15 protein-coding genes and 1 pseudogene are annotated in these 17,338 nt (G+C 70.9%); 11 read left to right on the top strand and 5 right to left on the bottom strand.

What is annotated here, in order from left to right; all coding sequences use genetic code 11:
- Positions 1–36: 36 nt before the first annotated feature.
- Genes LQ222_RS13755 through LQ222_RS13725 form a run of 7 tightly spaced genes read left to right on the top strand, consistent with a single transcriptional unit; the run spans position 37 to position 7,879 of the window.
- Positions 37–1,113: a TRAP transporter substrate-binding protein gene (locus LQ222_RS13755; RefSeq protein WP_230167193.1), complete on the top strand. Its 1,077-nt coding sequence runs from the start codon at positions 37–39 to the stop codon at positions 1,111–1,113.
- Positions 1,110–1,745, top strand: coding sequence for a TRAP transporter small permease subunit (locus tag LQ222_RS13750; protein ID WP_230167191.1), 636 nt, complete (start codon positions 1,110–1,112; stop codon positions 1,743–1,745). The genes LQ222_RS13755 and LQ222_RS13750 overlap by 4 nt, the downstream gene beginning before the upstream one ends.
- Positions 1,742–3,106 (top strand): TRAP transporter large permease, encoded by a 1,365-nt coding sequence (locus tag LQ222_RS13745; protein ID WP_230167189.1) that lies wholly within the window; start codon positions 1,742–1,744, stop codon positions 3,104–3,106. Before LQ222_RS13750 ends, LQ222_RS13745 begins: the two co-directional genes overlap by 4 nt.
- 15 nt (positions 3,107–3,121) lie before the next feature.
- Entirely contained in the window at positions 3,122–5,185 is a 2,064-nt protein-coding gene (locus tag LQ222_RS13740; RefSeq protein ID WP_230167187.1) for a hydantoinase/oxoprolinase family protein, read from the top strand.
- Positions 5,182–6,822: a hydantoinase B/oxoprolinase family protein gene (locus LQ222_RS13735; protein ID WP_230167185.1), complete on the top strand. Its 1,641-nt coding sequence runs from the start codon at positions 5,182–5,184 to the stop codon at positions 6,820–6,822. Before LQ222_RS13740 ends, LQ222_RS13735 begins: the two co-directional genes overlap by 4 nt.
- Positions 6,819–7,292, top strand: a complete 474-nt coding sequence (locus LQ222_RS13730) for a MaoC family dehydratase (RefSeq protein ID WP_230167183.1) — start codon at positions 6,819–6,821, stop codon at positions 7,290–7,292. The genes LQ222_RS13735 and LQ222_RS13730 overlap by 4 nt, the downstream gene beginning before the upstream one ends.
- Positions 7,293–7,342: 50 nt before the next feature.
- Positions 7,343–7,879, top strand: coding sequence for a carboxymuconolactone decarboxylase family protein (locus LQ222_RS13725; RefSeq protein ID WP_230167181.1), 537 nt, complete (start codon positions 7,343–7,345; stop codon positions 7,877–7,879).
- A gap of 89 nt (positions 7,880–7,968) precedes the next feature.
- Here LQ222_RS13725 and LQ222_RS13720 read toward each other — a convergent pair whose 3' ends face one another.
- The 5 genes from LQ222_RS13720 to LQ222_RS13700 form a co-directional block, all read right to left on the bottom strand.
- Positions 7,969–8,901 carry a tripartite tricarboxylate transporter substrate binding protein gene (locus LQ222_RS13720; protein WP_230167179.1) on the bottom strand — a complete coding sequence of 311 codons (933 nt, stop codon included), beginning with the start codon at positions 8,899–8,901 and terminating at the stop codon, positions 7,969–7,971.
- Between the two features lie 86 nt (positions 8,902–8,987).
- Positions 8,988–10,208 (bottom strand): M20/M25/M40 family metallo-hydrolase, encoded by a 1,221-nt coding sequence (locus LQ222_RS13715; protein WP_230167177.1) that lies wholly within the window; start codon positions 10,206–10,208, stop codon positions 8,988–8,990.
- A complete protein-coding gene (locus tag LQ222_RS13710; protein WP_230167176.1) occupies positions 10,205–11,254 on the bottom strand; it encodes an adenosine deaminase in 1,050 nt (349 codons plus the stop codon). The genes LQ222_RS13715 and LQ222_RS13710 overlap by 4 nt, the downstream gene beginning before the upstream one ends.
- Positions 11,254–12,888 (bottom strand): gamma-glutamyltransferase family protein, encoded by a 1,635-nt coding sequence (locus LQ222_RS13705; RefSeq protein WP_230167174.1) that lies wholly within the window; start codon positions 12,886–12,888, stop codon positions 11,254–11,256. The genes LQ222_RS13710 and LQ222_RS13705 overlap by 1 nt, the downstream gene beginning before the upstream one ends.
- Before the next feature lie 2 nt (positions 12,889–12,890).
- Positions 12,891–13,898, bottom strand: a complete 1,008-nt coding sequence (locus LQ222_RS13700; protein ID WP_230167172.1) for an MBL fold metallo-hydrolase — start codon at positions 13,896–13,898, stop codon at positions 12,891–12,893.
- A gap of 115 nt (positions 13,899–14,013) precedes the next feature.
- On the opposite strand from LQ222_RS13700, the gene LQ222_RS13695 reads away from it, so the two are divergent.
- From LQ222_RS13695 to LQ222_RS13680, 4 genes and pseudogenes are all read left to right on the top strand, one after another.
- The gene (locus LQ222_RS13695; RefSeq protein WP_230167170.1) at positions 14,014–15,069 is read left to right on the top strand and encodes an amidohydrolase family protein; all 1,056 of its coding nucleotides are present in this window, start codon (positions 14,014–14,016) and stop codon (positions 15,067–15,069) included.
- On the top strand, positions 15,066–16,172 hold the full coding sequence (locus LQ222_RS13690) for an amidohydrolase family protein (protein WP_230167168.1): 1,107 nt from the start codon (positions 15,066–15,068) through the stop codon (positions 16,170–16,172). Before LQ222_RS13695 ends, LQ222_RS13690 begins: the two co-directional genes overlap by 4 nt.
- A complete protein-coding gene (locus LQ222_RS13685) occupies positions 16,172–16,585 on the top strand; it encodes a Rieske (2Fe-2S) protein (RefSeq protein ID WP_230167166.1) in 414 nt (137 codons plus the stop codon). Before LQ222_RS13690 ends, LQ222_RS13685 begins: the two co-directional genes overlap by 1 nt.
- Positions 16,586–16,799: 214 nt before the next feature.
- A pseudogene (locus tag LQ222_RS13680) lies at positions 16,800–17,338 on the top strand (hypothetical protein); the annotation flags it as partial.

Below are 17,338 nucleotides of genomic sequence, written 5' to 3'. Positions count from 1 at the left end.
GGGCGCAGACCCCGGCGAAGCAACAGGAGGCTACCGATGCAGTTCCTCACCCAGGCGCGCCTCGCCATGGCCGCCGCGCTGTTCGCGGCACCGGCGGCGCTGGCGCAGACCACCACGCTGCCCGCCGGCCCGCCGGTTCGCATCGTGGCTGTCACGCAACCGCTGCCCACGCAGCCGCAATACACGCGCGTCGACATCCCCATCCTGCGCGACGGCATGGCGGCGCGCAGCAACGGGCGCGTGCAGGTCACGCTGTCCACCCATGCCGAGCGCAACCTCACTGGCACTGAGATCGTGCGCCTGGTGCGATCGGGCCAAGCGGAGATCGGTGGCGGCACGCTGACCACGCTGTCGGGCGACGTGCCGATCCTGGATGGTGTCGACCTCGCGGGCCTCAGCCCGGACATGGCGATGGCGCAGCGCATCGCCGAGGCGGTGATCCCGGTCGCCAACCGCGACCTCGAACGCTTCAATACGCGCATCATCGCGATGTTCCCCTATCCGGCGCAGGTGGTGTTCTGCCGCGCGCCCTTCGCCTCGCTGGCCGATCTGCGCGGGCGGCGCGTGCGCACCTTCGGCAATTCGCTGGTGGATTTCTTCACCGCGATCGGCGCGCAACCGACCTCGATCGGCTTCCCGGAAGTCTATTCGGCGCTGGAGCGCGGCGTGGTGGATTGCGCCATCACCGGGTCGGGATCGGGTGCCGCGGCGCGCTGGCCGGAAGTCACCACGCATGTCTCGAACCTCGCGCTGTCCTGGGCGGTGTCGGGCTACTTCGTGAACGTGACCTGGTGGAACCGGCTTGACCCCGCGGTGCGCGCCTTCGTCGAGGAAACCATCAAGGCGACCGCCGCCGCGCAATGGGAGCTCGGCGCACTGGCATCGCGCGACGGCATCGACTGCAACATCGGCAAGCAGGCCGAATGCCGCATCCACAACCTGGCATCGCGGCCGATGACCGAGGTGGTCACCAGCCCGGCGGAAATCGCCCGGGTGCGCGAGATCTTCGGCGCCACGGTGCTGCCCGGCTGGGTGCGCCGCTGCGGCGCGCGCTGCGGGGAGATCTACAACGAGGTGATCGCGCCCATCTCCGGCGTGCGCTTCGGCGGGTGAGCGGCGCCGTCGCGCCATCCCCGGCGCCGCTGCGGGCGGCCCGCGCGCTGCGGCGCGCGGCGACGCACGCGGCGTCGGTGATGGCGCATCTCGCGGGCTGGACCTATGTGGCCTGCGCGGTGTTCATCACCTTCGACATCGTGGCCCGCGCCTTCTTCGGCTTCTCCTCCCAGGCGACGGTCGAGGTGACCGGCTACATGCTGGCCGGCGGGATCGCCTGGGGGCTGTCGCATACGCTGATCCGCCGCGCGCATATCCGCGTGGATGTGTTCATGACGCGCCTGCCGGTGCGGCTGCGCGCGCCGCTGCACATCCTGTCGCTGGCGATGCTGACGGCGATCGGCGCGCTGATCGCCTGGTCGGCCTGGGAACTGGTGGACGAAAGCGCGCTGTTCGACGCGCATGACAATTCGGCGCTGCGCATCCTGCTGGTCTGGCCGCAGGGCATCTGGGCGGTCGGGATTTCCGCCTTCGTGCTGACCTGCTGCGTGCTGCTGCTGGAAGCCTGCCTGGCGCTGGCGGCGGGGCAGGGGGCCACGCTCGACGGGCTGCTGGGGTCGCGCACGCTGGAGGACGAGACGGAGGAAGCGCTGGAAGCCGTGGCCATGGCGCATGAGGGCGAGCGCCGATGATCGCCATCGTCTTCCTGATCGGCCTGCTGGGCGTGACCATCTTCGCCGCGTCCACCACGGGCCAGGCGGTGCCGGTCGCCGAGATCCTGATGCTGGTCGCGGTCTTCGTCGTGTTCTTCGGATCGGGCGTTTACATCGCGGCCGTGCTGGGCGCGCTCGGCGTGCTGACGGGGCTGATGTTCTCCGACCGGCCGTGGTGGGCCTTCCTGGGGCAGACGTTGTGGGGGCCGTCCAGCAACTTCGTACTGGTGGCGGTGCCGCTGTTCCTGCTGATGGGCGAGATCCTGTTGCGCGCGGGCCTGTCGGACCGGTTGTACAAGGCGCTGAACGTCTGGCTGAACCGGATGCCGGGCGGGTTGCTGCACACCAACATCGTCTCCTGCGCTGTGTTCTCGGCCATCAGCGGGTCGTCGGTGGCGACCGCGGCGACGATGGGATCGGTCGCGCTGCCGTATTTCCAGGACACCAAGTACAGCCAGCGCATGGTGCTCGGCTCGCTCGCCGCCGGCGGGGCGCTGGGCAACCTGATCCCGCCGGGCATCACCTTCATCATCTATGGGCTGATCACCGAGACATCGGTCGGCGCGCTGTATATCGCCGCGATCATTCCCTCCCTGCTGGTGACTGGGCTGTTCATCCTGGTGATCCTGGCGCATGGGCTGCGCCACCCGATGGAGAAGCCCGCGCGCCTGCCGCTGTCCATGAAGCTGCGCGCGCTGGTGGATTTGATCCCGACGCTGCTGCTGATCCTGCTGGTGCTGGGGTCGATCTATGGCGGGTTGGCCACGCCCACCGAGGCGGCTGCGCTCGGCGTGGTCGGTGCGGCCTTCTTCGCGGCGCTGGAGGGCAAGCTGTCCTTCCGGATGCTGAACGCCTCCGCCGAGGCGACGGCGCGCAACACGGCGCTGCTCGGGTTGATCCTGTTCGGCGCCTACCTGCTCAACTACATCCTGACCATCATCAACGTGCCGCAGGCGCTGGCGGGGATGATCGCCGGGCTGCCGATCCCGCCCTGGGGGATCATGCTGTGCATCATCATGCTGTATGTGGCACTCGGCACCTTCATGGAGGGCTTCTCCATGATTATCACCACCGTGCCGGTGATCTTCCCGATCGTGGTCGCACTCGGCTACGACCCGATCTGGTTCGGCGTGATCGTGACCATGCTGGTCGAGATCGCGCAGATCAGCCCGCCCGACGGCACGGTGATGTACGTGCTGCAGGGGATGCGAAAACGCGCCGGGCCGATCACCGACGTGTTCATCGGGGTGATGCCCTTTCTCGGGGTCTATCTGCTGGCCGTCATCCTGCTCATGATCTTCCCCGGGCTGGCGCTCTGGCTGCCGGCGCTGATGGGCTGAACGGGAATCCTTCGCGTGGACCATGAATCGCGCCCCGTGCGCATCGCCGTCGATATCGGCGGCACCTTTACCGACCTGCAGGTCCTCGATGCCCGCACCGGCATCGCGCGCGCCTGGAAAACACCGACCACGCCGGAGGACCCGTCCATCGGCCTGCTGCGCGGCGTGGGCGAGGCGGCCGAACGCTTCGGCTTCGCGCTGGCCGATGTCGGGCTGCTGCTGCATGGCACCACCATCGCGACCAACGCGGTGCTGGAACGCAAGCTCGCGCGCGGCGTGCTGCTGACCACGGCGGGCTTCGAGGATGTGCTCGAGATCAACCGCCATGTCCGCCGCGACATCTATGGCCTGGCCCCCGATCCCTTCCCGGTGCTGATCCCGCGCGACCGGCGGCTTGGTGTGCCGGAGCGCATGCGCGCCGACGGCACGGCGGAACAGCCGCTGGACGAGGCGGCGATTCCTGCGCTGCTGGCGCGCATCGCGGCGTTGAACGCGGAATGCGTCGCGGTCTCGTTCCTGCACGCCTATGCCAACCCGGCGCATGAACAGCGGGTCTCGGCCATGCTGCGTGCCGCGCGGCCCGACCTGCCGGTATCGCTGTCATCCGATATTTCGCCCGAGATCCGCGAATACGAACGCACCTCCACCACCGTGCTCAACACGCTGCTGGTGCCGGTGGTGAAGGCGTATCTGGACCGGCTGGAAGCGCGGCTCGGCGAGGGCGGCTTCCATCCGCTGGTCTTCCTCGTGCAGTCCAATGGCGGCGTGTGCAGCCTGCGCATGGCCGCCGAACAGCCCGCGCGGCTGCTCCTGTCGGGACCATCCGGCGGCGCGCTGGCGGCGGGGCGGCTCGCGGGGTTGTTGTCGCGGCCGAACATGGTCGCGGTGGACATGGGCGGCACGTCCTTCGATGTCTCGGTCGTGCAGGATGGCCGCGTGGCGGTCATCACCCAGGGCGAGATCGACCGCCTGCCGGTGCGCCTGCCGATGGTCGAGATGCGCACCATCGGCGCCGGCGGCGGGTCGATCGCCGCGGTGGATGCGGGCGGGCGGCTCACGGTCGGCCCGCGCAGCGCAGGGGCGCGTCCCGGGCCGGTCGCGTACGGGCGCGGCGGTGTCGAACCCACCGTCACCGACGCGAACCTCGCCCTCGGCCGGCTCGATCCCGACTTCTTCCTGGGCGGGATGATGAAGCTCGACATGCCCGCCACGCGCGCGGCGCTCGAGGCGCGGGTGGGGACACCGCTCGGCCTGTCGGTCGAACAGGCGGCGGAGGGCATGCTGACCGTCACCAACGCCAACCTGGGTGCGGCGATCCGGCTGTCGCTGTTCGAGAAGGGGCTCGATCCGCGCGATTTCTGCCTGCTGTCCTTCGGCGGCGCCGGCGGGCTGCACGCGACGGATGTGGCGGCGGAACTCGGCATCACGGAAGTTGCCTTCCCGCGCGAGCCGGGCACGCTGTCGGCCTATGGCATCCTGTTCTCCGACCTCACGCAGGACATTGCGCGCTCGCGCGTGATGCGCGCCGAAGCCGCCAACCTGCCGGTTCTGGCCGAGACGATCGCGGCCCTTCGCGCACAAGCCGATGCGCGCCTTGCACAGGACGGCATCGCGCCGGAACGCCGCCGCGTCACCATCGCCGTCGACATGCGCTACCACGGCCAGGCGTTTGAACTGCTGGTGCCCTGGGGCGAGGTGCGCGCACCCGATGCCGCCGCGCTGGCCGCGCTGGTCGAAGGCTTCCACGCCATGCATCGCCAGCGTTTTTCCTACGCGAACCCGGGCGACCCGGTCGAACTGGTCACGCTGCGCGCCATCGCCACGGGGCTGCTCGACAAGCCCGAACCTGGCGACCCGCCGCCGGCCGAACGGCCCGCCCGCAAGGGCGCGCGCCGCGCGTATGAAGCCGGCGCCTGGCGCGACATCCCGGTCTGGGACCGCGAAGCCATGGCCGCCACCGACACCATCGAAGGCCCCGCCATCGTCGAGGAAGCCTTCGCCACGCACTGGATCACGCGCGGCTGGACGGCGCGCCTGGGGGCCGCGGGCACGCTGATCGCGCGGAGGGAAACGCCATGACGCTCGGCCCGATCGAGATCGAGGTCATCCGCAACGCGCTGACCGCCGCGGCGGCCGAGATGGACATCACCATCTGGCGCACCAGCCGCAGCACCATCGTGCGCGAATTGCTCGACTACTCGACCGCCGTGTTCGACGCGCAGGGCAACAACGTCGCGCAATCGGCGCGCATCCCGCAGCACCTCAATTCGATGGGTGCGGCGCTGCGCACGCTGCTCGACCGCTTCGTCGTCGCCGACGAATGGGGGCCGGACGACGTGGTGGCCACCAACGACCCGTATTGCGGCGCCCAGCACCTCAACGACGTGCTGGTCTTCAAGCCGGTGATGCATGAGGGCCGGCGCGTCGCCTATGTGGGCGCGCTGTGCCACCACATCGACATGGGCGGGATGGCGCCGGGCTCCTACGCCGCCACCGCCACCGAGGTGTTCCAGGAAGGGCTGCGCATCCCGCCACTGAAACTGGTCGAGAATGGCCGGCTGAACCGCCCGGTCTGGGAGATGATCGGCCAGAATGTGCGCAAGCCGGCGCTGATGCTGGGGGACCTGCAGTCGCAGCTGGCTTCGCTCGATGTCGGCGCGGCCTCCATTCGGCGGCTCGCGACGCGCTATGGCGCGGCGGGGCTGGTGGAAGCGACCGCGCGCATCCTCGACATGAGCGAGGCGGCGATGCGCGCCGCCATCCGCGCCATGCCCGATGGGCGGTATGAATTCGAGGATTTCCTCGATGAGGACGGCGTCTCCGGCGTGCCCGTGCGCCTGCACGCCGTCGTCACCGTGGCGGGGGACGAGATCGCCGTGGACCTGACCGGCTGCGCGGACCAGCAGCGCGGCCCCATCAACTGCACGCCCGCCATGTCGAATTGCGCGGTCTTCTACGCCATCATCGCCGCGACGGATGGCGCCATGCCGGCCAATGCCGGCTGCTACCGGCCCATCCGCATCACGCACCGCGAAGGCAGCGTGACGAATTGCCGCGCGCCGGCCTCCGTCGCGCATCGCGTGGCTGTGTCGCATCGACTGGCGAACGTCATGTTCGGCTGCCTGCACCAGGCTTTGCCCGACCGGATGCCCGCGGCCTATTACGGCGGCTCCTATGTCGCCACCTTCCAGACCGAGGGCGCGGACGGATCGCGCGAAGTGCTGGTCGAGATCGAGATCGGCGGCACCGGCGCTGCACCGGCGAAGGATGGCGTGAATGCCTGGTCCTTCGGCATGCACAACAACGCCAATATCCCGATCGAGATGGTCGAGAGCCAGATGCCGCTGACCATCACGCGTTATGGGTTGCTGCCGGGATCGGGTGGCGCTGGCGCGTATCGCGGCGGGCTTGGGCTGTATCGCGAATGGCGGCTCGACAGCCCTGGCGGGGTGTTCACCGCGAACATGGATCGCTTCCGCTTCCCGCCCTATGGGCTGGCGGGCGGCGGGCCGGGCAGCCTCGGGCGGCTGGTGCGCATCCGCGATGGGATCGAGACGCCGATCGCGCCGAAGTCGGACGGCGTGCGGCTGGTTCAGGGCGACATCGTGCGGCTGGAGACCTCGGGCGGCGGCGGCTTCGGCGATCCGGCGGCGCGCGACCCGGCAGCGGCGGCGCGCGACAGCGAACTCGGCTACGTCGCGCGGGAGCGCGCGTGACCTTCGACCCCGCCGCGCACCGCATGGTCCCGGACCAGCGCTGGTTCGACGACTTCACCCTCGGCGAGCGCTTCATCCTGCCCAGCCGCACCATGACCGAGGCGATCTTCGCCGCCTTCGCCCTCGCCTCCGGCGACAACCACCCGGTCCACTACGATGTCGAATACTGCCGCGCGCGCGGTATGCCGCACATGCTGGCGCACGGCTTCCAGGTGGCGATCCAGACCGCGGCCGGCGCCGGCATCTTCCCGCACCTGGTCGAGGACAGCCTGAAGGGCTTCCTCGAACAATCCTCCCGCTTCCTGCACCCGGTCTTCGTCGGCGACACGCTCTATGCCGCGCTGGAAGTCGATGAAGTCACGCCGCAACGCACGACCGGCGTGCTCGGCCTGCGCAGCACCGTGCACAACCAGAAGGGCGTGCTGGTGATGGAGGGCCGCCAGCGCTACCTGCTGCGCCGACGCCCCTGACTTCACGCGGGCATCCTTGCGCGCCACACTGCGCGGCAACGGAGGATCCCATGGCCCGCATTCCCTACGCCGACACCAAGCATCCCGACCATGCCGAGGCGGCGGCGGCAATCCGCGCCTCCCGCAAGAAGGTCGGCCACCTGCACCGGATGCTGCTGCACGCGCCGCCGATCGCCACCGGCTGGATCACGATGTTCGACGCCATCCGCTGGAAGTCCACGCTGTCGGGCCGCTTGCGGGAACTGGTGATCTGCCGCATCGCCGCCATCAACGGCGCGTCCTATGAATGGGAAGCGCATGCGCCGATCGCGCTGGCCGAGGGTGCCACCCAGGCGCAGCTCGACGCGCTGCGGGACTGGCAGGGCAGCGACGCCTTCGACGCCACCGACCGCGCCGTGCTCGCCTATTGCGACGCCATGACGCAGCAGGTGCATGTGCCCGACGACGTGGCGCGCGCCGTGCGCGACATTTTTCCGCCGCGCCAGCTGGTGGAACTGACCGCCACCATCGCCGGCTACAACTGCGTCTCGCGCGTGCTGGAGGCGCTGGAGATCAACGGCGCGGACACGCTGCCGCCCGACGCGTGACGCGGGCGGCATCGCTTCGCCACCGGTGCGGCCGGCCTTGGCCGCATCGCTGATGCCACCGGGCGCGTGTGGCGTTCCCTCGCCGCGGGCTACTCCGCCGAGCGCAGCCCCGCGGCCTCGATCAGCGCGCGGAACTTCTCGCTTTCGCTGCGCGTGAAGGCGGCGAAGTCCGCGCGGTTGCGATGCAGGATGGGCTGCGCCACGCGCGCCATGCCGGCCACCACGTCGGGGTGGCGGATGGCGCGTTCGCAGGCCGCTTCCAGCCGCGCCATCACCGCCTCCGGCACCCCTGCCGGCGCATAGAGGCCCGACCAGATCGTGTAGACCAGGTCGTAGCCGGCCTCGCGCATGGTCGGCACCTGGGGGAAGTCGGGGTTGCGGGCCTGCGTCAGGAAGGCGATGGGGTGCAGGTCGTATTGCCGGATCAGCAGCGTCTGGTCGGTGAACAGCTGCACCTGGCCCTGCTGGAAGGCGAGCATCACCTCGCCCGAACCGCGATAGGGCACGTGGTTCATCTCGATGTTCGCCAGCCGCATCAGCGCCACCTGCGCGATGTGCGGGATGGTGCCCGCGCCGGTGGAGGCGAAGGGGAAGCCCTGGCCCTGCGCGCGGCCGCGCGCCACGACGTCGGCCACGGTCCGCAACCCGGACGTCTTCGGCGTCATCATCACCACCGGGCTGTCGGCGATCTGGCAGATCGCGGCCAGGCTATCGATCGAGTAGGACAGGCCGCGCCGGAAATGCGGCTGGATGGCCACCGGGCCGACCGGCGAGAACAGGATGGTCTGCCCATCAGGCCTGGCGCGCGCCGCTTCCGCGGTGCCGATGGTGCCAGCGGCGCCGGCGACATTGCGTACTACCACGGGCTGGCCGAGTGCGGCGGACATCTCGTTCTGCATCATGCGGGCGACGATGTCGGTGGGGCCGCCGGCGGCGAAGTTCACCAGCATCTGGACCTGCGCCAGGGCAGGCCCCGCCGCGCCCAGCAGCGCCGCGGCCATCACGGTCGGCAAGAACCTCATGCGCTTCCTCCCGCCCGCTTGTGGCGCGGGCTGGGGCAAGCCTAGTGCGATGTGGACCGGCTGCGGAAGCCCGCTGTCGTGCCGCGTCAGCCGATCCCCTCCATCCCGGCCAGCGCCAGGATGGCCGCGAGGGTGGTCCGCATGCCGCGCAGGCTCTCGACAGGCTCGACATCGAGCCATTCCTCGAGCGAATGCGCCCGCCCGCCGCGCCCGCCGGCGCCGACCTTGAGCGCCGGGATGCCCAGGCTCATGGGCACGTTCGCGTCGGTCGAGGAGAATTCGAAGGCCGGCGCGTAGCCCTCCGCGGCCACCGCGGCGGCGGCGATGTCGCGGATCGGCGACCCGGGGGGCGTCTCGCCGGCCGGGCGGTCGCCGACGCGTGCGATCTCGGCGGTGATGGCGCCGGCCGCGGTCGCGCGCGCGGCGTTCTCGCCCGCCACCGCCTGCTCGACGATGGCCAGGAAGCGCCGGTCCAGGCGTTCGAGTTCCAGCGCGGAGGCGGAGCGCAGGTCGACCTCGATCGTCACCGCATTGGCGATGGCGTTGATCGAGGTGCCGCCGGACACCACGCTGACGCAATGCGTGGTCGGCGGGTCGATCGGGACCTCCACGGCCGCCAGCGCGCGCGCGGCTTCCGCCATGGCATACATCGGGTTGACCAGGCCGAAGGCGGAGTAGGAATGGCCGCCCGGGCCGCGGAAGGTCACGCGATAGCGCCGCGATCCCACGCCGCCCGAGACGATGTGGTCCACCTGCGGGCTGTCCACGGTCAGGAAGGCACGGATGCGCGGGCGGTGGCGGGATGTCGCGAACAGGTGCCGCACGCCCCGCAGGTCGCCCAGCCCTTCCTCGCCCACATCGCCGACGAACAGCAGGTCGTGGCGCGTGCGGATGCCCGCGGCATCGAGCGCGCGGATGAAGGCGAGGTTCACCGCCAGCGACCAGGTGTCGTCCGACACGCCTGGCGCGAACAGCCTGGTTCCCTCGCGGCGCACGCGCACATCGGTGCCGGCGGGAAACACGGTGTCCAGGTGCGCGGCCACCACCAGCACATCGCCATTGCCGAAGCCGCGGCGGATGCCCATCACGTTGCCGATCGCGTCCTGCTCGACTTCCTCCAGGCCATGGGCGCGCAGCATCTCCAGGTAGGCCGCGGCGCGCCGTTCCTCGGCGAAGGGCGGCGCGGGGATTTCGGTCAGCGTGATGACGTCGGCGACGGTGCGCTCGTGCTCGGCCGCGAGCGTGGCGGTTGCGGTGGCGAAGCGGGCATCGGCGCGGATGGCGGCGATGGTCTCGGTGGCGTTCATGCGGGCTGGTCCAGTATGGCGCGGAGGCGGTCGAATTCGGCGGTGAAGGTGGCGCGCAGGCCGGGCTTGTCGGCCTGCGCGATGAAGGCGGCGTCGATGCCGTTCAGCATGAAGCCGCGCAGATCGTCGAGGGTGAAGCCGAAATCCCCGACCATCATGGACCAGCAGCGTTGCGGGTCGATGCGGTGCAGCGGCGGGTCGTCGGTGTTCGGGTGGATGAGAAGCCCGGCGGCGGGCATCCGGCGGATCGGGTGATCGGCCGCCCAGCGGTCGGGCGGCAGGGTTCGCAGGTAGTAGGAATTGGTCGGCACCACGGTGAAGACGATGCCGCGATCCGCGCAGCGCCGGGCCAGCGCGGGGTTGTCCAGCACGGTATAGCCGTGGTCGATGCGCTCGACCCCGAGCAGGTCGATCGCGGTCTCGATGTTGCGCCAGTGGCAGCCGAATTCGCCGGCATGGGCGGTCAGGCGGAAGCCGGCGCGCTTCGCGTCGCGATACGCCTTCCAGAAGGCTTCGGGCGGGCCGTCATTCTCGCGGTAGTCGATGCCCAGGCCGATGATGCGCTCGCGCCGGTGGGCTTCCATCCAGCCCACCATCTCTACCGCTTCCTCGGGCGTGGCCTCGCGGTCGATGGAGGGGATCAGCAGCGCGGATATCCCGTGGTCGTGCTTGGCGTCGTCGAAGCCGGCCAGGATGGCATCGGCGCCGGCGGCATAGGGAATGGCGCTGTCGCGCGCCGTGCCTGTGGGGTTCCAGAAGATCTCGGCATGGCGCACGCCCTGCGCGGCGGCATCGGCCAGGTATTCATAGGCGATGCGGTGCAGGTCCTCGGGCCCGCGCAGGATGCGCTGTTCCAGCGCGCGCAGGATGTGCAGCACGCCCTTGGGCTTCGCGTCGCGCCGCGCGAGGTCCGCGACCTCCGCGGGCGTGTAGCCGGCACCCTGGCGCGCCGCCATCTCGGCCAGCGTCTCCAGCCGGATGGCGCCGAGCAGGTGGACGTGCAGTTCCACCTTCGGCAGCGCGCGGCAGAAGGCGGCCAGGTCCATCACGCCACGCCCGCCGCATAGCCGTCGCGCTGCGGATCGGCAGCACCTTCCAGCACGCCATCCCACATCGCGATGCCATGCACGCCGGCGAAGGCGTAGGTGGTGGGCACGCGCTTCACCGCGTAGCCATCCGCGGCCAGCGCCGCTTCCACCGCGCGCGGCACCCGCAGCGAGATATCCAGCGTTGCGCTGGTCGCGCTGATGCGCGGCGCCAGCACCGCCTCCTGGATCCCCATGCCGAAATCCAGCAGGTTCACCAGCACCTGCGCGAGCGCCACGCCGATCCAGGCCCCCCCGGGCGCGCCCAGCGTCGCCACGGGCGTGGCACCCTCCATCACGATCAGCGGCGACATCGACGAATAGCGCCGCTTGCCCGGCGCGATCGAGGTCGGCCGCCCCGGCCGCGGGTCGTACCAGTTCATCGCCCCGTTCAGCATGAAGCCGAGCCCCGGCACCACCACGCCGGACGGCACGCCGAGCGTATGCGTGACGCTCACCACCAGCCCGTCGGCATCGACGCAGGAAATCGTCGTGGTGCCCTTCGGCTCCACGCCCACGCGCGTGAGGTCGGCGCGCTCCCCCGCGCGGATGCGCGCGGCGGCGGCGGCGGTATGCGCATCGCCCAGCAGCAGGTCGAGCGGCACCGGGACGAAGTCCGGATCGCCCACATGCGTGTCCTTGTCGATGCCGGCGATCTTCATCGCCTCGGCCAGCACGGCGACCATGGCGGGGCTGTTATGGCCCATCGCCGGCAGGTCGAAATGTTCGAGGATGCGCAGCACCTCGCCGATGAACACACCGCCCGCGGGCGGCGGCGGCAGCACCAGCGTCCGGCCGCGATAGGCCACGCGCAACGGTGCCACGCGGCGGGATCGCACGCCGGCCAGGTCAGCCTCGGTGATCAGCCCGCCATGCGCGGCCATGTCGGCGGCGATGCGGCGCGCGATCTCGCCCGTGTAGAAGGCTCCCGCGCCGTCGCGGGCAATCACCCCAAGCGTCGTCGCCAGCTCCGGGTTCACCACCCGGTCGCCCGGTCGCTTCGGCGTGCCGTCGGCGCGCAGATACAGCCGCGCGCCATCCGCGGTCAGCTTCAGCTTCTCGGCTGTGTTGACGCGGCCATAGGCGGTCTCGTCCATCGCCATCATGGTGTGGACGTGCGGGCGCACCATCCAGCCATCGCGCGCGCAGGCGATCGCGCCGTCGAACAGGCCGGCCCACGGCATCCGCCCGAACGCCGCATGGGCGTCGGCGAAGGTGCGCAGGATGGACGGCACGGTGACTGCCGTGCGCCCCATCTCGTTCACCGCGCCGCGCAGCACGAAGCCGTAGCCATCGGTGCATTCGCGCTCGAACAGGTTGGACCACATCTCGGCGTGCACGCCGGCGGGGCAGGGGGACAGGCCGTCGAAGACCACCTGCGTGCCGCTGCGCGGATCATGGATGGTGAGCACGCCGAGCCCACCGATGCCGCACATCATCGGGTCGACCACGCCCTGCGTCAGCGCGCAGGCCACCACCGCATCCATGGCATTGCCGCCGGCTGCCAGCACGGCCGCACCGGCCTCCACAGCCTCGGGCTGCGGGGCCACGATCATGGCACGCGGCGTGGGAATGCGGCGGGTCGGTCGCGGCATGGCTAGGTCCTTCCCCAGGCGATGACACCCTCGGCATCGGGCAGGCGCTGCACGCGGCCCATCGCTTCCAGGCGGCGCAGATGCGCCAGCGTCTCGCCCAGCCCGAAGCCCAGGCTGCGATGGTCGAGCGGGCGGCGGAACAGCGCCGGCAGCAGGGCATGCGTGGTGCGCGGCTCGCGGCAGGCTTCCTCCAGCGCGGCCAGGCGATCCGCGTGATGCGCCGCCAGCGCATCCAGCCGCCTGTGCAGCGGCGCGAAGGGCGCGCCATGCGAGGGCAGCACCATCGTATCCTCCGGCAGCGCGCGGAAGCGTTCCAGCGTGGCCAGGAAGGCGCCGAGCGGGTCGGCCATCGGCTCGCCCGCATGCAGGCCGATATAGGGGGTGATGCGCGGCAGGATCTGGTCGGCGGCGATCAGCACACGCGCCTCGGCGCAGAACAGGCAGGCCATGTCGGGGGCGTGGCCCTGGCCGGTCAGCACGCGCCAGTCGCGCCCGCCGATGGTCAGCGTGTCGCCATCGGCAATGGCGCGGAAGGCGCGCGGCAGCGGCGTGACCGACCGCTGGTACAGCGCCCCACGTGCGCGCTGGAAGGCGGCGTAGTCGGCCGGCGCGCCGGCGATGCGGGCGAATTCCACCTGCTGGTCGATCATCTCGGCCCCGGTGTCGAACCACAGGGATCGCGCCGTCAGCCATTCGATGCGCGTCATCATCGGCACCAGGCCGTGGTCGGCCGCGAGCCAGCCCATCAGCCCGGCATGGTCGGGGTGGAAATGCGTGACCAGCAACCCGGTGAGCGGGCGGTTGCCGGTGGCCGCGCCGGCCAGCGCGGTGCGCCAATGGGCGCGGGTTTCGTCATTGCCCATGCCGGCATCGATGGCGAGCCATCCCTCGCCATCCTCCAGCAGCCACACATTCACGTCATGCGGCGGGAAGGGCAGGGGGAAGCGCAGCCAGCGCAGGCCCGGGATGATCTCCTGGGCCTGGCCGGGCGAGGGGGGTTCGATGTCCATGCGCGGCCAGGGTGGCGCGGCGCGGCGGGGGGCTCAACCCCGCGCGGGGCATGGCTGCCATTGCCGAGCGCGCCGAACCGGCCGAACCTGTCGCAAACAGTGGCGCGGAGGACACGTGACGGCCATCGATTGCGACCTGCATCCCGCCGTGCCGGGTGTGGCCACCCTGCTGCCCTACATGGACGAATACTGGCGCCACACGCTGGTGGAACGCGGGATCGAGGTGCTGGAAAGCGCCTCCTACCCGCCCCATGCGCCATCCACCGTGCGGGCGGATTGGCGCGGGCCGAAGGGGCAGGCGCCCTCCAGCGTGGGCGATTTGCAGGCGCAGGCGCTGGACCGCTGGGGCACCACGACCGGCATCCTGAACCCGTTGTTCCCGGTGCAATTGCCGTTCTCGCGCGACATGTCGGCGGCCATGGCGCGGGCGGTGAACGACTGGATCCGCGCCGAATGGCTCGACCGTGACGCGCGGCTGCGCGCTTCTATCCTCCTGCCCAACGGCATCGAGGAAGCGGTGGCGGAGATCGAGCGCCTGGCCCCCGACCGTCGCTTCGTGCAGGCGCTGACGCTGTGCATGGGGGAAATCCCGATCGGGCGGCGCGAATGGTGGCCGGTGCATGCGGCGCTGGAGAAGCACGGCCTGCCGCTCGGCATCCATGCCGGCAGCGCCTGGCGGCATCCGCCGACGTCGGTGGGCTGGCCGTCCTGGCATGTCGAGGAATACACCTCGAACGTCTATGGCTTCCAGGCCAGCCTTGCGTCGCTGGTGACCGAGGGCGTGTTCGGCAAGCATCCGGGGTTGAAGGTGGTGCTGGTCGAATCCGGCGTGTCCTGGCTGCCGGGTTTCCTGTGGCGACTGACGAAGTCCTGGAAGGGCGTGCGCTTCGAGGTGCCCTGGGTGGACCGCCCGCCGGCCGAGATCGTGCGCGACCATGTGCGCCTGACCATCCGCCCGCTGGATGCGCCCGAGCAAGCCGACACCATCGCGCGGCTGATGGACCACCTGAAATCCGACGCCATGCTGCTGTGGTCGACCGACTGGCCGCACGCGCATTTCGAGGGCGACGCCATCATCCCGCCCGGCCTGCCCGAAGCCCTGCTGCCGAAGATCATGGTGGAGAATCCGCTGGCGACGTATTCTCGCGTGAGGGAAGGAGCCAGCGCATGAACCTCGTTCGCCCCATCGCCGCGCCGGGCCGTCCGGCGGCTGCCACGCTCGGCCTGTTCGATTGCGACATCCACCCGCGGGTGCGCGACCTGGCGGAGTTCCGGCCCTTCCTGTCCGACGCCGCCTGGCATCGGCTGGTCACCTACGGCATCCATGCGCGGCACGGCTTCGCCAAGGGCTACCCCTTTCCGAAGGCGGCGCCGCTGGCCTGCCGGCGCGATGCCTGGCCGCCGGGGGGCGGGCCGCCGGCCTCCGACCTGCCGTTTCTTCAAGCGCAATTGCTGGACCAGCACGGCATCGACATCGGCGTGCTGAACCCGCTGCAGCCCTCGGGCCAGGGCGATGTGAACGACCCGCTGTCGGTGGCGATGGCGCGTGCGGTCAATGAATGGCAGGTCGAGCACTGGCTGCGCCACGAACCCCGCCTGCGCGGGTCGATCGTGGTGCCGTACGAGGACGCCGCCGCCGCCGCCGCCGAGATCCGCCACTGGGCCGGCGACGACCGCTTCTGCCAGGTGCTGCTGATGAGCCGCACGTCCGAACCCCTCGGCCGCGCGCGCTACTGGCCGATCTGGCAGGCCGCCGCCGAGGCCGGGCTGCCGGTCGGCATCCATGCCTTCGGCTATTCCGGCCATGCCATGACCAATGGCGGCTGGCCGTCCTTCTACATCGAGGAAGTGCAGGAACACGCGACCAGCGCGCAGGCGCAGGTGGCCTCCATGGTCGTCGAGGGCATCTTCGACCGCTTCCCCGGCCTGCGCGTGCTGATGATCGAATGCGGCTTCGGCTGGATGCCGTCCCTGGCCTGGCGGCTGGATGGCGCGTGGAAGCGGCTGCGCGACGAGGTGCCGCACCTCACACGCGCGCCGTCGGAGATCATGCGCGAGCACGTCTTCGTCTCGACCCAGCCGATCGAGGAGCCGGAGCGGCCGGAACACCTGCTCGACACCATGGAGTGGATCGGCTGGGACAACATCCTGTTCGCCTCGGACTATCCGCATTGGGATTTCGACGACCCGCGCCTGGCGGTGCCGTCCTTCATCCCCGAGGCGAAGCGCGCGGCGATCTTCGGCGGCAATGCGCGCAGGCTGTACGGCCTCTGATGGCGCGGCACGTGGTGGCGCCGGTGGCGGAAATCCCGCCCGGCGGGCGCAAGGTGGTCGAGGCCGCGGGCAAGCGGATCGCGGTGTTCAACCTGGATGGCGAGTTCTTCGCGCTGCTCGACCGTTGCCCGCACCAGGGCGGGCCGCTGTCGGGCGGGATCCTGTGCGGGCTGACGCAGTCGCAGGAGCCGGGGACGTATCGCTTCTCGCGCGCCGGAGAGTTCATCCGCTGCCCCTGGCACCAGTGGGAATTCGACATCCGCACGGGAAAGTCGTGGTTCGACCCGCGCCGGGTGAAGGTGCGGCCATTCCCGGCGCATGTGGAACCCGGGGCGACGCTGGTCGAGGGGCCGCACCGCGCCGAGACCTTCCCGGTGCGCATCGAGGATTCCTACGTCGTGATCGAAGCCTGACGCCGCACGGCGCCCGTCCGGTTGCCGCCGCGCGGCGGCCCGGGCTGGCCGTGCGCCGGCGCAGGGTCGATGAAGGCGTTCAGCGCGCAGGCCGCGGCAGGGCGTAGGATCGGTCCGCCACGCTGCGGCCATTCTCGCGCAGCATGCTGGCCGTTACTGTCGCCTCGCCACGCCCTCCGGCGCGGCGAGTCCCGTCCCCGGAGCCGACGACACCATGGCGAGTCCGCGCTTCATCCTGAAGACCGACCTCCAGGGGCTGGAGCCCGTCGCCGTGGGCGGGGCGAATGTGCTCGACGCCGATGCGCGGCTGCGCGCGCTGGTCGGCCCCGACCGCGCGGCGCTGTTCGCCGAACCCACGGTCACCTGGGGCAATGGGCGGAATGCCGGGTCGGTCTCCTGGTATGCCGAGGCGTCAGGCGACCCGGTGCCGCTGTCGGCGCTGCCGCCCGCACGACGGGCAGTGGTGGAACAGCGCCTGGCCGCCGACCTCGCCGCGCTGGCGCCGTTGATGAACGACCCGCTGCTGCGCGGGGCGCTGGTGCTGGCCGGGCCGGACTCGATCCTGGCGCTGGACGACCGCCCCGTGCTGACCGGCTGGGGCCTGGCACCGGCTGGCGCGCTGCGCGACCCGGCGTCGCGCACGCAGCACCTGCGCGCCGTCTATGGCGGCGCGCTGCCGCCCGCCCTGGCCGCCGAAGGCACGCCCGCCGCCGAGCCACCGCGCCCCGTGGCACCCCCGCCGGTGCCCCGCGC

It is taken from the genome of Roseomonas sp. CECT 9278, from assembly GCF_918698155.1.
Lineage (GTDB): Bacteria > Pseudomonadota > Alphaproteobacteria > Acetobacterales > Acetobacteraceae > Neoroseomonas.
This window is presented reverse-complemented; position numbering and strand designations above follow the sequence as displayed.

Coding starts and splice junctions, on each gene's coding strand:
- LQ222_RS13755 (WP_230167193.1), top strand. CDS start 37: ATGCAGTTCCTCACCCAGGCGCGCCTCGCCATGGCCGCCGCGCTGTTC.
- LQ222_RS13745 (WP_230167189.1), top strand. CDS start 1,742: ATGATCGCCATCGTCTTCCTGATCGGCCTGCTGGGCGTGACCATCTTC.
- LQ222_RS13735 (WP_230167185.1), top strand. CDS start 5,182: ATGACGCTCGGCCCGATCGAGATCGAGGTCATCCGCAACGCGCTGACC.
- LQ222_RS13725 (WP_230167181.1), top strand. CDS start 7,343: ATGGCCCGCATTCCCTACGCCGACACCAAGCATCCCGACCATGCCGAG.
- LQ222_RS13720 (WP_230167179.1), bottom strand. CDS start 8,901: ATGAGGTTCTTGCCGACCGTGATGGCCGCGGCGCTGCTGGGCGCGGCG.
- LQ222_RS13715 (WP_230167177.1), bottom strand. CDS start 10,208: ATGAACGCCACCGAGACCATCGCCGCCATCCGCGCCGATGCCCGCTTC.
- LQ222_RS13710 (WP_230167176.1), bottom strand. CDS start 11,254: ATGGACCTGGCCGCCTTCTGCCGCGCGCTGCCGAAGGTGGAACTGCAC.
- LQ222_RS13705 (WP_230167174.1), bottom strand. CDS start 12,888: ATGCCGCGACCGACCCGCCGCATTCCCACGCCGCGTGCCATGATCGTG.
- LQ222_RS13700 (WP_230167172.1), bottom strand. CDS start 13,898: ATGGACATCGAACCCCCCTCGCCCGGCCAGGCCCAGGAGATCATCCCG.
- LQ222_RS13690 (WP_230167168.1), top strand. CDS start 15,066: ATGAACCTCGTTCGCCCCATCGCCGCGCCGGGCCGTCCGGCGGCTGCC.
- LQ222_RS13685 (WP_230167166.1), top strand. CDS start 16,172: ATGGCGCGGCACGTGGTGGCGCCGGTGGCGGAAATCCCGCCCGGCGGG.